Source organism: Streptomyces sp. NPDC030245 (assembly GCF_055572995.1).
This window is the reverse complement of sequence record NZ_JBVICF010000012.1, coordinates 107,715-121,145: the sequence shown is the minus strand read 5'-3', so window position 1 is coordinate 121,145 and position 13,431 is coordinate 107,715. Positions and strand designations below refer to the sequence as shown.

The window sequence follows — 13,431 nt, the reverse complement described above, 5'->3', positions numbered from 1 at the left end:
ACGGCGTCGGCCACGGCGTCAGCCCGCTGCCGTGAGGCCGCTGCGCCAGGCCGGCAGCAGCTCGTCCAGAAGCGCCTCCGTGCGCGGGGGCAGCCCGCGTGCGCCGCTCCGGGCGACCAGGTCGGCGGCCACCTGCTGGAGCCGGGCCGGGTCCTCCGTGGCGTGCGTGGCGCGGAGCAGCTCGTTCCAGAGCCGCTCATCGCCGGGCGCCGAGCCCAGCGCCGCGTTGAGCGCCTCGATCGCCTTCTCCGCGCGCTGCTTCTCCAGGTGGAACTCGGAGAGCGCGAGCCCGATGTCGGCGACGAGCAGCGGCAGCTGGGCGTCGATGATCTCGTGCGTGAGCCAGCCGTACCGCCCCTGCGGCCGGTCGGCGAGCAGCGGCCCGCGCACCAGGACCAGCGCGTCGGTGAGCATGCGGCCGCGCACGGCGCGGTTGCCCGCGCCGCGGCCCTGCGTCGCCTCGTGGTACAGCGACCGCAGCACGTCCAGGTCGGAGACGACGGACGTGGCGAGCGTGAGCCGCCCGGTCCCGTCGGCGCGCAGCCGGGGCGCCCCGTCGGGGTCGGTGCCGAGCCACTCGCGCAGCCGCTCGACGAGCGCGTCCCGCACGTCGTCGGTGACGCCGCGCGGCCACAGCGCGGAGGCGAGCACGCGCGGGTGCACCCCTTCGCGGTGCAGCAGCAGCAGCGCGAGCGCCTCGTGCATGAGCGGGCTGCGCTCCCCGTCGGGGGTCTCCAGGCCGATGATCTCGTACGTACCGACGAGGCGGGCGTAGACCGCGGGCCGCCCCTGCTCGGTGACGTCGACGAGGAACGGCGGAGCGGCGCCCGTGGGGCCGTCGTCGGGTCCCGTGGGGTTGCCGGAGCCCGCCGGGTCGGCCTCCGTGAACAGCTGCACGACGGCCCGCTGCTGGGCCTCGGGCAGCGCCTGCGCGGCCAGTTCGAGCCCGAGGAGCGGCGCGAGCAGCTTGCCGTCGCGGGTGATCTCCATCTCCCACGCGGCGCCGGGCAGGTCCCCGGAGTCCGTGCCGACGAGGTAGCCGATGCCGAGGCGGCTCGCGTCGGCGGCGAGTTCGGCGAGCTTGACGGCGTCCTCGGCGCTCGGCTCAGCGGCGAGCAGCACGAGGTGCGGGGCCCAGCGGGTGTGCTGGGCGGGGCCGGTGCGGCCGGTGAGCACGGAGTCGTGTCCGGCGGCGCCGAGCGCGCCGCGCCGCTGCCGCGTCTCGGCCTCCATCGTCTCGATGAGGGCCTCGACGTCCTCCAGGTGCCGCAGCCGGTTGGGCGCGAGCGGGGTGAGGTCCTGGCCGAAGCCGACGACGGTGATGGTCATCCGGTCCGACCAGCCGTTGGTCGCGAGTTCGGCGGCGACGGAGGCGAAGACGGCGGCGCGGTCGGCGCGGCTGCCGCTCAGCGAGACGATGCCGGGGACGGCCTCCAGGTTGAGGAGCAGCCGCGAGTCGTCCAGGGTGCCGAGGCAGACGAGGCCGGGGTAGGGCGCGGCGGTGTCCACGGTCTCGTACCGCTCGGCGTCGGCGCGCGACAGCATCCAGAACGTCTGGTCCTGCCCCAACTGCCAGGGCGCGGGCGGCCGTCCGGCGGGCTGGGCGAGCTGGAGGTGCAGGTCGCCGTTGGTCAGCCAGGCCGCGTAGACGGTGGGCAGGGCGCGGTTCTCCTCGGCGAGCGACGCGGCGAGCCCGCGCAGCGACAGGTCGAGCAGGCGTACGCCCTCGGGGTCGGCGCCCACGAGCAGCGCGTCCTGCACGTCGGCGGCGGCACCGGTCGGCGTCGACGGCTGCATGCCGCCGCGCCCGCCGACCGCGCCCATGGCCGACTGCCACAGGGCCTGCCGGCGGCGGCGGCCGAGCGCGCCGAGCAGACCGGCGGCCAGCAGGGGCGCGCCGAGGAGCGCTTCGGGCAGCCCGAAGTCGACGTCGCCGCTGCCTTTGGATCCGCTGCCTTCGGAGCCGCTGCCGTCGGTGGCGGCGGGCTTCTCGGCGGCGTCGGGCGTGGCCGGGGCCTCCGGCATGGCGGGGGCGGCGGGTGTCGCGGGCCGCTGCTCGGGGAGGACGATGTGCGCGGTGTCGCGGTCGACGGAGGAGCCGCCGCCCTGCTCCTGACCGCCGGCCCCGCCGGACTCAGCAGCCCCGCCGGACTCGCCGGCCCCACCGTTCTCGCCGGTCTTGGCGTAGTCGGAGATCTGCTCCTTGACGTCCTCGGAGACCTTGGGCGCCTCGTCGGGCATCTCGACGAGCTCGCCGCCGTACGCGTCCGCGGGCATCTCCATGATCCAGCCGGGCCGGATGAGGCTGGCCTCGGAGAGCTTCGAACCGTCGGGCTGCTCACGGTCCTTGTTGAGCTGGTAGATCTCCTTGTACCGGCGGCCATCGCCCAGGTGCCGCTCGGCGACCTCCCACAGGGAGTCGTGGTGGCGCCCCTCGGGCGGCTGGATCCGGTAGTACTTCGTGTCGCCGTCCTTGGCGGCTCTGCCGCCGTCGGCACGCGCGGCGGCCTGGTCGGCCTGGGCGGCGAGCGCGTCGGCGGCGCTCGCCGCGGCCTGCCGCTCCTGCCCGAAGAGGCCGGGGCTCTGCTGGGCGCTCGCGGCGGACGTGGGCTTCTGGTTGCCCTCAAGGGACTGCCCGAACTGCGAGAGCCCCGGCGCGAAGCTGGCGGCGGTGGCGCCCACGAGCAGCACGGCGGCGACCAGTTGCCGCGCGAGCAGCTGACTGCCGCCGGCCCCCGGCACCCGGCCCGGAATCCCGACCCCGGAGACCGCGGCCTTTATCTCGACGAGCACGCAGGCGGTGAACTGCGCCCAGGCGAACCAGACGACGACCGTCAGCACGTTGATGAACGTGCTGACCGTGATCTCCTGCTGCAACCAGCTCAGCGACGGCGCACCGCCCGGCAGCGGCCACCCCACGAAGACGACGAGGGCCCCGGGCACACCGACGAGCAGCACGAGCAGCGCCACGAAGGCGAGGAAGGCCTTGACGAAGTCCCCGAAGCTGCGCCGCCGCAGCGGCAGCGGCTGCGGCGTCCGGTTGCGCGGAGACTGCGGGTCCGGCGGGCTCGTCGAGCGTGAAGTGGTGCGCGCCATGGCAGGTGTCCTGGTGTCCTGTGGGGAGGAGTGGGTGGGCGGAGGGGTCGGGGAGCCGACCGATGTGATGGTACGGAAGGGGCGGGAGGTCAGTCGGCGCCGGAGGTCAGTCGGCGCCGGAGGCCTTGCCCTTCCCGTCGCCCTTGGCACCGTCCTTGCCGCCGCCCTTGCCGGCCTTCCCTTCCTTCACCGCGTCGTTCACCTTCTTGGTCAGGTCGTCGTCCAGCTTCTTGAACTCGCGGACGACCGCGTCGGACAGGTCGGCGAGCTGGTCCAGCTGCTGGCCGATGTCTTCGCGGCCGTCCTCCCAGTTGGACTCGAAGTCCTCCAGGGAGTCGTAGACGCCGCCGTCGCCGATGTCGTCCTTGTAGGACTCGAAGGTCTTCTTCGTGCGGTTCATGCGCGTCTTGATGGAGCGCAGCCGGCTGCCGTAGTCCTCCAGGTCGGTGAGTGGGATCGAGAGGTCGCTCTTGCCCTTGCCGCCCATTTCCGTTGTCCCCTCCCTGTGTGCCTGAGTCTCTGAGTCCCTGAGTCCCTGAGTCCCTAGGTCCCGATGTCCCTGTGTCGTTCTGTCGTCGCCACCGGTGCCGTCGGCCTCAGCCGACCTCGTTCTCCGCCACCGCGCGCCCCTTCACCGTGACGTCCCCGCCGTAGAACATGCCGGTGAACACGGGGCTGTACGTCATCTGCACCTCGACCTCGACCTGTTGCGGGTTCGCGGTGACGCAGTGGGTGTTGGCCACGTCCGCGCCCTTGAGGCCCGCCTCCTCCACGAAGGCCTTGACCCGGGCGCCGCAGTTCTCGAAGTTGATGGGCGCGCCCTTGGCTCCCTCGTAGATGTCCTCCAGCTGGAGGTCCTGCGCGGCGTAGCGCGCGGCCTGTTCCGCGATGTCCGCGGCGCGCTCCCGTTTGGAGATGGAGAGCCCGCCGTCGATGACGAACGCCGCGAGGGCGAGGAAGACGAGGCCGAAGATGATGACGGCTCCGGCACCCGAGCCCCGGTCGTCGAGGCGCGCGCGCCGGGACGCGTACCAGTCGCGCGCGGCACGCCGGACGGCGGCGCCGGTCACGGAGCGGTGGTGTGTCACGCCGACCTCCGGTACGGGTCGAGCGGTGAGCTGAAGGTGGCCTCCAGCGTCGTCGGGATGTCCAGGCCGAGCATGGCGAGGCCCCTGACCTCGCAGCTGACCTCCACCGTGAAGAACGGGTCGACCTTCTCGTCGAAGCCGGTGCTCTTCTGGACGACCGAGACCGGGCCCGAGCAGACGTCGGCCAGGTTCGCCCGCGCCGCCTTGCGCGCCTCGGCCAGCGCGGTGCCGTGCTCCTTCTGGATCGATCCGGCGCGTGCCGCGTCGCGGGCCGCGCCGTCGATGGCGCCCCGGCCGTCGACGAGCTGGCCGAAGGCGACCAGGACCAGGATGAAGAGGATCATCACCGGGGCGAGGATCACGACCTCGACGGTCGAGAGGCCCCGGTCTTCACGGAGGCCCCGGTCTTCACGGAGGTCGCGGTCTTCAGGAAGGTTCCGCATCAGCCGTTCTCCTCCACGAACCGCTCCACGGGCCCCGCCGACCGCGCGTGCACGTTCAGGTCGAGCCCGGGGAAGACCGTGGGGACCCGGGCGGTGATCTCCACGCCGACCGTGTTCTGCTCCGGCTGGATCGTCTTCACGTCGGGGCCGAGCACCAGCTTCGGCCCGAGCTGGCGGATGTACGCGTCGGCCGCGTCGCGGGCCTCGCCCCGCCAGCCGCCCGCGTTCTCGTCGGCGGTGGCCCGTGCCTTGCGGGCGCCCGCCTGCGCCGCCGCCTGGGCGACGTGGTCCGCGAAGAAGTACAGCGCGAACTGGACCGTCGCGAAGATCATGAAGAACAGCACCGGGGTGAGCAGCACGAACTCGATCGCGGTCATGCCGGACTCGCCGCGGGTGGAGGCGGCCTCCACCCTGCGGCGTACGAATGCCCGTACTCCCCGCGATCCCCGCACCCGAACCCCGTCGCCTTTCACCATGCGTTCCCCCGCGATCCCCCCGCGCCCCGAGAGCAGCCCGTCAGCAGGTGCTGCCGGCGTCCGCGCCCTCGATGCAGTCGCTCACCTTGTCGGCGCCGCCCTTGAGCGCGGCGTTGATGACGGCGGCCACCACTCCGACGATCGCCACGACGACCGCCGAGATGATGACCCACTCGACCGCGGACGCGCCCCGGTCCAGCTCCCCGGAGCGGGCGCGCTGGACGCGCCCCTGGAGGAAGGTGATCATGAAGTCCAGCCCGGGGACACCGGTGCTGAAGTTACGTCCGTTCTGGCTGTCCATGGTGAGTTGTCCTCTCAGATGTGGTGGGGGGAAGAAGCGCCGGCCCCCGTTGTCGCCGACGCCGTCTAGACCTGGAACACGCGCATCGCCGCCGGGAAGATGAGGAAGACCAGGAAACCCGCGCACAGGAGCAGCTGCGCGACCAGCATCGACTGGGATTTCTCGCCCGCGCTGCCCTCGATCTCGGCCAGTTCGCGGTGTCGCATCGTCTCCGCGCGGGAGGCGAGCGATTCGCGCACCTTGGCGCCGTCGTCCGCCACCAGCGCCAGGGACGCCGACAGGTCCTTCAGCTCTTCCACGCCCAGTTCCTCGCCGAGCGAGCCGAGGGCCTGCCACTGGCTGACGCCGGTGATGCGGGCGTCGGCCAGCGCGCTTCGGATTCGTTGCGTCGCCCATCCGTCGGAGACTTCCGCCGCCGCCATGAGCGCCTCCGGGAGGCCGCGGCCGCCCGCGAGGCTCATCGACACCAGGTCCAGATAGGCGCCGATGACGCGGCGCAGGTCGCGCCGCTTTTCTGCCGCGTCCCTGCGTACTTCGAGGTCCGGCAGGAAGAAGAAGAGCGCGCCGAACATCAGCGCGAGCCAGACCGGGATGACCGGGCTGCGGCCGAGGCCGAGCGTGTAGACCACGGCGAAGAGGAACGGCCCGAAGAACACACCGGCCGCGGCGAGCAGCACCTTCGTCGCGAGGAACTTCTCCCAGCTGCGGTCGAGGACCGCCAGGTCGGCCCGCAACGACCGCTGTTCCCAGCCCTGCTGGAGGTAGAAGTCCGCGACCCGCGTGCCCACGCGGCCGCGCAGCGTGCCGAAGCGCCCGGGGCTCTCCGTGTCCGACGTGGCCCGCTGCGACTCGTACGCCGCGCCGCGCGCCCGCATCGCGTCGATGCGGGCCACCGTCGCGACGGCGCTGCGCTTCGACGGCATCAGCGCGCGGACGAGGGCGAAGACGCCGAGGCCGAGGATCGCGCCGATCACCACCGGCATCGTCAGGCTCATCGACGTACCCCCTCGGACGGGTTGGTGTAACCGGGCACGGCCTGCGGGGCCGGGCCGGGACGGCCGAACTGCGGGGCCTGCTCGGGGCCGCCCGGCACGGGCGTGCCGCCGGGGCCCCGGGGACGTACGAACTGCACGCCCGGCTCGTCCTTGACCAGGAAGCGGTCCGGCGTCTCCACCGTCGACAGCTTCCGCAGCCACCAGAAGCCCAGCGCGAACAGAGCGCAGACCATGGCGAGGACCAGCTGGCCGACGGGCGTGCCGTACGGCTCGACGAACTCGCGGTTGAAGATGGACAGGCCGAGCACGAACGCGATCGAGACGGCCACCACGATCTGCACCGAGCGGCGGGTCGAGGCGCGCTGCGCCATGACGCGCTGGCGCATGTCGACCTCTTCGCGCGCCGACTTGGCGAGCGCGCCGAGGACCTGGCGCAGGCCGGGGCCGCGCAGCTTGGCGTTGAGGATGAGGGCGGCGACGATGATGTCGGCCGAGGCGTCGTCGATCTCGTCGGCCAGGATCTGGAGGGCCTCCGGGAGCGGGGTGCGGGCGCGGAGGCGGTCCACGAGCGCGTCCAGGTGCGGGCGGAGCACCGGGGCGGCGGCCCGCGCGGACGCGGGGATCGCCTGCTCCAGACCGACCGCTCCCGCGATGGTGTCGCGCAGCGACTCCGTCCAGGCGGCGAGGGCCTCGACGCGCTTCATCTGCGCGCGCTCCTCGGCCGCGCCGCCGAACAGCTTGTCCCAGAAGAAGACGAGGATGCCGGAGGCGATGCCCGCGACGGCCCAGCGGGTGAGGAGCAGCACGACCAGGCCCACGCCGATGGCGGCGGAGCCGCGCCGGCCCACGAAGCGGACCAGTTCGCTCGCGCGCTCGCTCGCCCGGTGCTTCTCGTGCGCGGGCTTGACGGGCAGGCCGCGGAGCGCGACGGCGAGCAGCGCGATGCCGCCGCCGGCGGCGACGCCGCAGCCGAGTGCGTACAGGACGGGCAGCGAGAAGAGCCCGCCCATGGAGCCGAGGCCGCCCTGAGCGGCGATGGTGTTCATGTCGTGCTCACCCCCACTGCCCGGCGGGCCGGTAGCCGAACGCGGCCAGCTCGTCCATGCAGGCGATCGGCGCGTGCGCGACGACCCGTCCGTCGGGGGCCTCCGCGAAGACCTCGCTGGACAGGACGCGGCCGTCGACGCCGTTGACCTCGCGGACCGAGGTCACCATGCGCTGGAGCTTGCCGCCGGACTGGTAGTTGTTGCGCCGCTGGATGAAGACGACGAAGTTGACCGCGCCCGCGACGAGCATCTGGCTCGCCTCGATGGGAAGCCGCTCGGAGGCCTGAAGCGCGTACGTGGAAATACGGTTGAAGACCTCGCTGGAGCTGTTGGCGTGGATCGTGGAGAGCGAGCCGTCGTTGCCCTGCGACATCGCGTTGAGCATGGTCACGATCTCGTCGCCGAGCACCTCACCGACGATGACGCGGGAGGGGTTCATACGCAGGGACCGGCGCACCAGCTCCGCCATGGTGATCTCGCCCTGGCCCTCGGAGTTGGGCAGCCGCTCCTCGAACGCGACGACGTTCGGGTGCAGGTCGGCGAACTGGTCGAGGCCGAGCTCCAGGGCGCGCTCGACGGTGACCAGGCGCTCGTGCGGCGGGATCTCGTTGGCGAGGGCGCGAAGGAGCGTGGTCTTTCCGGCGTTGGTCGCGCCCGCGATCATGATGTTCTTGCGGGCGCGGACGGCACAGGCGAGGAAGTGCCCGATCTCGGGGGTCAGCGTGCCGTTGCCCACCAGGTCGGACATGAAGACCTTGCCCATGCGCGCGCGGCGGATGGACAGGGCGGGGCGGCGCGTGACGTCCATGACGGCCGACAGACGCGAGCCGTCGGGCAGCCGCAGGTCGAGCTGCGGGTTGGCGGAGTCGAACGGGCGGGACGACAGGCCCGAGTACGCGCCGAGCACCTGGATGAGCTCGACGAGCTCTTCATCCGTCTCGGCGACCGGGTCGGCCTTGACCTCGCGGCCGTCGGCGTATCCGACGAAGACCTGGTCGCAGCCGTTGATGTCGATGTTCTCGACCTCGGGGTCGTCGAGCAGCGGCTGGAGCCGTCCGACGCCGAAGAGCGCGGCGTGGACGGCGGCCGCGTACTGCTCCTCGGTCTCCGCGTCGAGGGGGGTGCGCCCGGCGTTGATCTCCGCGCGCGCGTACTCCTCCAGGATCTGCGCGATGACGGCGCGGGCGTAGTGCCGCTCGTCCTCGCCCGACATCGGGGTGACGCCGGAGACCTGGTCGAGACGGCGCTGCTCGGCGATGCGGTCACCGGCATCCTGCCGGAACCGCTTGACGAGCTGGTGATCGACGGGTGCGCTCATCGGCCCGTCCCCGGCTGCTGCGCGACGGGGTTGGTCCAGGCGGCGCCGTACTGCTGGTACAGGTCGACGGTGACCTTGCGGGCGGAGCGGATGAGCAGCGACTTGTCGAGCCGCCCGCGGCGGCGGCCCGCCAACTGGTCGGAGCCCGCCGGGTCGTCGGCCAGCGTGCCCACGACGCGGGCACCGGTCTGCGCGGCCATCAGCATGTCGTTGACCTGGTGGACGAGCTTCGCCGATGTCGAGGGGTCGGCGATCAGAAGTACGCCGATGAGCGGCTGCGCCAGGGAAGCAGCCCCCCTCGGGCCGCCGTGCAGCTTGGCGGCGAGGGCCGCGGCGCGGTCGCGGACACGCGCGATCGCCTCGGGCTCGGTGCGCGAGACGAGCAGCACGAGCGCCGCGTGCGGGAACAGCTCGACGGCCGGGCCGTCACCGCTGATCCGGCCGCAGTCGGCTATGACGTCGGCGGGCGCGTGCGGCGAGTCGGCGAGCTGGGAGAAGGCGCGGCCGAGCGTGGGCCAGAGCCCGGCGAGCCCGGCGGCCTGCTCGGCCACCCCGAGCCCGACGAGGACTTCGAGGCCTCCGCTCAACGGCTGGACATGGTCCCAGAGTTGGTCGGGAACGAGGCCGCGGCGTGCGGTGGCCGCGATGGACAGCATGCCGGTGTTGGGGTTGAGCGGTCCGCCGTGCGCGGCGGCACTGCGGTAGACCAGGTCGCCGCCCGCGGGGTCGGTCTCCGCCACGAGCACGCGGCGCGGCCAGACGGCGGCGAGCGCGACCGCGGCGGTGGTGACGCCGGGCGATCCCTTGTCGGCGGCGAGAGCGATGAGCGCCATGTCTCTTGTACTCGCCTTTAGTTGTTGTCGTCGGAGACGCGGGCCACGACGGCCTTGCCCTCGGATGCCGCGCTGGCCAGGGCCGCGACCTCCTCCTGCGGGACGACGAGGGTGATGTTCTGGTTGCCGGTGCTCACGGTGGCGTCGCTCTTGTCCGCGATGGTGTTCACCTTGGCCTCGGCGACCAACGGCGTACCGCTCGCCGAACCGCTGCTGCCGCCGCTCGACCCCTTGCCGGTGGAGGTGCTCGACAGGACGGGGAAGACGGAGACGGTGTCGCCGACCTTCAGGTCGGAGGGGTACTGCCCCTCCTTGAGGGAGAGGCCGACGGAGGCCTTCCCGGCGGGCAGGCCGCTCTTGGCGCCGAACATCTCGCCGACGGCGACGGTGCCGCCGGGGATGGTGCTCTTGGCCTTGAGCTTGGCGAGCGCCTCCGCCTTCTCCCACGGCACGTAGTTGATGGAGGTGTCCTCGGCGACCATCACGGACTTGATGTTCTCGCCGACGACGGGCGACTCGCCGGCCTGGATCTCCTTGACGACCTTCACGACCTCGATGCGGTCACCGGCGCGCAGCACGAGCACGGTGGCGCCGAGGGCGCCGACGAGGATGAGGAGGACGGCGAGGGCGGCGAGTGCCGGTTTGCGCTCGCGAGGCGGCGCGGGAAGGCGCTCACCGACTCCCGGCTGAACCGGTGCGGCAGAACGGTTGGTGCCCGCCCCCGTACGCTCCTGGATCTTCACGCAACTGCTCCCCGCACACCCAAGAAGATTCGGTCAAATTCCGTCATTTGTGACACTCGCGGCTCTGTCGCCGCGTCTCGGACGGGTCATTCAGTCCCAGGTCCAGTGTCAAGTCATCGCACCGTATCAGCAGCACATAAGCCCCTCAAGGCGCGTTAAAGATCGCGAACCTCACAGTTCTCATCGTTATGCACGCGCAATCCCCGCTGCTTGGTTCCTACTTGCTGCTCCCCACTTGGACCGTGCCGACTTTCTGCCTCTTTCGGGAGGTGGATATGTGTGCGTACGCGAAGTGCCGCACCGCACCATGCCCCGCGCCACGCGCCGTGCCATGATCCGTCGACCTCAGGAGTGACGCCTGAGGGGTGGGCCCGGTTCCCACCCGCCGAACCGTTCATCGCTGCGCACGTGAAAGGGGCACGGCTCCACCATGGGCACCCCCACCGAACACCCCGCACTCCTCCCCATAACCCACGCAACTCTCGCCGCCGACCCGCGACTTCTGACGGCCGTACGAGCCGTCGGAGCCCGCCGCGGCTTCGATTACACGGACGACGCGGCGACCTCGGCCCTCCTGGCCGAGCGCCGCAAGGCGGTGCGTGGGGCGGGAAACAGCGCACCGGGCCGGCTGGGCGCACTGGCGATCGTCGCGGGCGCCTGCTGGCCGTTCGGCGCCTCCGCGGTCCCCGCCCTGACGGAGAAGCCCAGGGGCGTCCTGCTCGCCCCGGCGGCGCTCCTCATCGTGGCCGGGATCTGGCTCTGGGTGCTCGTATGGCGCCGCTGGAAACGGGAGTTGCGGCATCCGCTGCTGGCCGGGTACCGCGAGGTGCTGGGGCTCGCGCGGGCGCACGGGGCGCCGGTGACGCACGTACCGGATTGGCTGGTGGGCCGCTCGGAGGGCAGGTCCGGGGAGGGGGCGGAGCCGATTCCTTCGTACGAGGTGCACGAGGCGCACGGGGTGCACGAGGCGCACGAGGCGTACAAGGCGCACGAAGGGCAGGAAGCACCCGAAGCGCCCACGGCCCTGCCCGCTCCCCCAGCTGCGGCCACCCCACCCATCACCATCCCGCCCAAACCGCACGCCGTGGCGGAATACGAGGCAAGGGCGGACGAAGGCGGCTGGCACGACGAGGCGGGCTGGATCCTGCTGTTCGCGGGCGGCATCGGCATGGCCTGGGGCCACACGCAGGACGCCCCGGTCGGCTACCTGGCGGGCCTGCTCATCCCGTTGGCGATCGTGACGTGGCTGGCGGGCAGCCGTCAGGGCCGGGAAAGGCGACGGCTGCGCGAGGAGGCGGTGACGTACGTCCGGGCGCTGGCGGCGGCGCAGGCGGCAGGGGCGGCCCGGGTGCCGGAATTGTCCCCCGTCCTACAGAAGTTGCTCGCGGAGGAAAGCGAACGCTCACCGGAATGAACCCGCGCGACGCATTCCCCCTCTCTCCTTTCAGCGCGAGGGGAACCGTGCGAGATTGTTGAACGGCTAATCACATGCGGTTCGAGCTGCGGGCGCTGCCGGCAGTTCTGGTACGGACCTTTCGCGCGTCGAGTGAATTCCGCAATTCCTGCCGTACGAAAGAGAAACCACCCCCCATGCGTTTCAAGAGAACCCCCACCACCCCCTCCCGCAAGACCTCCGTCGCCGCGGGCCTTGCCGCGACCACCGCCGCCCTCGCGATGGTCGCCACCTCGGCGCCCGCCGCGCACGCGATCATCGGCGGCACCGAAGTCCCCAACGACTCCTACCCGTTCATGACGGCGGTCTTGGACAAGGGCGCGGGCAGCGCGCGCGACCGGCAGTTCTGCGGGGCGAGCCTGGTCACGCCGGACATGGTCGTGACGGCGGCGCACTGCCTGGTCGACGACGCGGGCAAGCCGGTCAAGGCGAAGACCCTCCAGGTGGCGGTGGGCCGTACCGTCCTGTCCTCCCGGCAGGGCCAGATACGCAACATCGCCAAGGACGGCGTGGTCGTGCACCCGCGCTACCTCCAGGGCAAGGAGGCGTACGACGTCGCCTTCCTCCAGCTGGAGAAGCCGGTCCGCGGCATCTCCGCGGTGGCGCTCCCCACGCAGGGCACCGACGCGCTGATCCGCCCGGGCCAGAAGGCGACGGTCGCGGGCTGGGGCAACACGGACACGGAGCTGACCCACACGCCGGACCGCCTGCGCCAGGTGCGGGTCCCGATCCTCTCCCACGCGGAGTGCAGGACGAGCTACAAGGAGTACGACGCGAAGGTCAACTTCTGCGCCGGCGTGGAGACGAAGGACTCCTGCCAGGGCGACAGCGGCGGCCCCATCTTCCGCAAGGTCCCCGGCCGCGAGGCCCCGATCCTCATCGGCGTCGTCTCCTACGGCGACGGCTGCGGCGCGCAGGGCGCACCCGGCGTCTACACGTCGCTGAGCTCGTCGAAGCTGTGGAAGACGCTGGACGAGTCGCGCTCGGGCAAGAAGATCAAGCGGGCGTTGAACCGCCGCTGACGGCGGGGTGATGCGGGCGGGCGGCCCGGGGCGTGAATCTCCACGGCCCCGGGCCGCCCGGCACGCACCGGCGGCGCCGGCGACCTCAGTGCCATGCGGCAGGGTCGAGCGCAGCCGCCACGAACCCGTCTCCCGCCGTCACGACCAGGTCGGGCTGCCGAACCCTGAGCGCGATCTTCCCCGGGTCGAATGCACTGAACTCGAAGACGAAGTACTGGACCCTGGCGGGGCGGTCCAGAGGGTCTCCGTCGAGGTCCACCGCGGAATTCGCGCGGTCCGCTCCTTGGCAGAGGACCGATACGAACAGGGGGAAATGGTCCGCCTCCAGCAAGGCGTCCGCGTCGCGGATGACGCCCGCGACGCCGACACCCCGCGTGACCGCCCCGCACAAGTCGTCCAGGCAGTCCACCAAGGCATCCCAGTTGTTGCCGTAATAGCCGGGAAAGCAGAGTGCCTTCGCGAAGGCGGAGTGGACTCCCTGCTCGGTCAGCAGGTCTGCGGCGGCGAAGCAGACCACCGTGCCGCCCGCCACCTCCAGGGCGCGCAGCTGCCGCTGGACCTCGGCCGTTCCCTTGGGCACGAAGACGACCCAGGGGGCGTCGGTCCCCACTCCGGCC

The 13,431-nt window shown here is 72.0% G+C and carries 14 protein-coding genes; 2 read left to right on the top strand and 12 right to left on the bottom strand.

The annotated features are described in order from the left end of the window. Nucleotides 1-18 precede the first annotated feature (18 nt). The 11 genes from ACZ4Z4_RS29420 to ACZ4Z4_RS29370 all read right to left on the bottom strand — a co-directional run bounded on the left by ACZ4Z4_RS29420 (nt 19) and on the right by ACZ4Z4_RS29370 (nt 10,339). Nucleotides 19-3,096: a BTAD domain-containing putative transcriptional regulator gene (locus tag ACZ4Z4_RS29420; protein ID WP_468333841.1), complete on the bottom strand. Its 3,078-nt coding sequence runs from the start codon at nt 3,094-3,096 to the stop codon at nt 19-21. Between the two features lie 106 nt (nt 3,097-3,202). Then, on the bottom strand, nt 3,203-3,583 hold the full coding sequence (locus ACZ4Z4_RS29415; protein WP_468333838.1) for a hypothetical protein: 381 nt from the start codon (nt 3,581-3,583) through the stop codon (nt 3,203-3,205). Between the two features lie 109 nt (nt 3,584-3,692). Continuing rightward, nucleotides 3,693-4,184, bottom strand: coding sequence for a TadE/TadG family type IV pilus assembly protein (locus ACZ4Z4_RS29410; RefSeq protein WP_468333835.1), 492 nt, complete (start codon nt 4,182-4,184; stop codon nt 3,693-3,695). Then, nucleotides 4,181-4,627, bottom strand: coding sequence for a TadE/TadG family type IV pilus assembly protein (locus tag ACZ4Z4_RS29405; RefSeq protein WP_468333832.1), 447 nt, complete (start codon nt 4,625-4,627; stop codon nt 4,181-4,183). Before ACZ4Z4_RS29405 ends, ACZ4Z4_RS29410 begins: the two co-directional genes overlap by 4 nt. Further along, nucleotides 4,627-5,103, bottom strand: a complete 477-nt coding sequence (locus ACZ4Z4_RS29400; RefSeq protein WP_468333829.1) for a TadE family protein — start codon at nt 5,101-5,103, stop codon at nt 4,627-4,629. The genes ACZ4Z4_RS29405 and ACZ4Z4_RS29400 overlap by 1 nt, the downstream gene beginning before the upstream one ends. 40 nt (nt 5,104-5,143) lie before the next feature. After that, a complete protein-coding gene (locus tag ACZ4Z4_RS29395) occupies nt 5,144-5,404 on the bottom strand; it encodes a hypothetical protein (RefSeq protein ID WP_362996635.1) in 261 nt (86 codons plus the stop codon). Nucleotides 5,405-5,469: 65 nt separating this feature from the next. Further along, the gene (locus ACZ4Z4_RS29390; RefSeq protein ID WP_468333826.1) at nt 5,470-6,399 is read right to left on the bottom strand and encodes a type II secretion system F family protein; all 930 of its coding nucleotides are present in this window, start codon (nt 6,397-6,399) and stop codon (nt 5,470-5,472) included. Next, a complete protein-coding gene (locus ACZ4Z4_RS29385) occupies nt 6,396-7,445 on the bottom strand; it encodes a type II secretion system F family protein (RefSeq protein WP_468333823.1) in 1,050 nt (349 codons plus the stop codon). The genes ACZ4Z4_RS29390 and ACZ4Z4_RS29385 overlap by 4 nt, the downstream gene beginning before the upstream one ends. Before the next feature lie 7 nt (nt 7,446-7,452). After that, nucleotides 7,453-8,763 carry a CpaF family protein gene (locus ACZ4Z4_RS29380; protein ID WP_468333820.1) on the bottom strand — a complete coding sequence of 437 codons (1,311 nt, stop codon included), beginning with the start codon at nt 8,761-8,763 and terminating at the stop codon, nt 7,453-7,455. Beyond that, a complete protein-coding gene (locus ACZ4Z4_RS29375; protein WP_468333817.1) occupies nt 8,760-9,596 on the bottom strand; it encodes a hypothetical protein in 837 nt (278 codons plus the stop codon). The genes ACZ4Z4_RS29380 and ACZ4Z4_RS29375 overlap by 4 nt, the downstream gene beginning before the upstream one ends. Before the next feature lie 17 nt (nt 9,597-9,613). Then, nucleotides 9,614-10,339 carry a hypothetical protein gene (locus ACZ4Z4_RS29370; RefSeq protein WP_468333813.1) on the bottom strand — a complete coding sequence of 242 codons (726 nt, stop codon included), beginning with the start codon at nt 10,337-10,339 and terminating at the stop codon, nt 9,614-9,616. A 430-nt stretch (nt 10,340-10,769) separates the two neighbouring features. Between ACZ4Z4_RS29370 and ACZ4Z4_RS29365 the strand changes: the two genes are divergently transcribed. Beyond that, entirely contained in the window at nt 10,770-11,753 is a 984-nt protein-coding gene (locus ACZ4Z4_RS29365) for a hypothetical protein (protein ID WP_468333810.1), read from the top strand. 176 nt (nt 11,754-11,929) lie between these two features. After that, nucleotides 11,930-12,814, top strand: a complete 885-nt coding sequence (locus ACZ4Z4_RS29360; protein WP_468333807.1) for a S1 family peptidase — start codon at nt 11,930-11,932, stop codon at nt 12,812-12,814. 85 nt (nt 12,815-12,899) lie between these two features. On the opposite strand, the gene ACZ4Z4_RS29355 is transcribed toward ACZ4Z4_RS29360, so the two are convergent. Then, on the bottom strand, nt 12,900-13,424 hold the full coding sequence (locus ACZ4Z4_RS29355) for a barstar family protein (RefSeq protein WP_468333804.1): 525 nt from the start codon (nt 13,422-13,424) through the stop codon (nt 12,900-12,902). Between the last annotated feature and the right edge of the window lie 7 nt (nt 13,425-13,431).

Bases quoted from the DNA above. Each gene is read 5' to 3' on its own strand.
- ACZ4Z4_RS29420 (WP_468333841.1), bottom strand. From the start codon at position 3,096: ATGGCGCGCACCACTTCACGCTCGACGAGCCCGCCGGACCCGCAGTCT.
- ACZ4Z4_RS29415 (WP_468333838.1), bottom strand. From the start codon at position 3,583: ATGGGCGGCAAGGGCAAGAGCGACCTCTCGATCCCACTCACCGACCTG.
- ACZ4Z4_RS29405 (WP_468333832.1), bottom strand. From the start codon at position 4,627: ATGCGGAACCTTCCTGAAGACCGCGACCTCCGTGAAGACCGGGGCCTC.
- ACZ4Z4_RS29400 (WP_468333829.1), bottom strand. From the start codon at position 5,103: ATGGTGAAAGGCGACGGGGTTCGGGTGCGGGGATCGCGGGGAGTACGG.
- ACZ4Z4_RS29395 (WP_362996635.1), bottom strand. From the start codon at position 5,404: ATGGACAGCCAGAACGGACGTAACTTCAGCACCGGTGTCCCCGGGCTG.
- ACZ4Z4_RS29390 (WP_468333826.1), bottom strand. From the start codon at position 6,399: ATGAGCCTGACGATGCCGGTGGTGATCGGCGCGATCCTCGGCCTCGGC.
- ACZ4Z4_RS29385 (WP_468333823.1), bottom strand. From the start codon at position 7,445: ATGAACACCATCGCCGCTCAGGGCGGCCTCGGCTCCATGGGCGGGCTC.
- ACZ4Z4_RS29380 (WP_468333820.1), bottom strand. From the start codon at position 8,763: ATGAGCGCACCCGTCGATCACCAGCTCGTCAAGCGGTTCCGGCAGGAT.
- ACZ4Z4_RS29375 (WP_468333817.1), bottom strand. From the start codon at position 9,596: ATGGCGCTCATCGCTCTCGCCGCCGACAAGGGATCGCCCGGCGTCACC.
- ACZ4Z4_RS29365 (WP_468333810.1), top strand. From the start codon at position 10,770: ATGGGCACCCCCACCGAACACCCCGCACTCCTCCCCATAACCCACGCA.
- ACZ4Z4_RS29360 (WP_468333807.1), top strand. From the start codon at position 11,930: ATGCGTTTCAAGAGAACCCCCACCACCCCCTCCCGCAAGACCTCCGTC.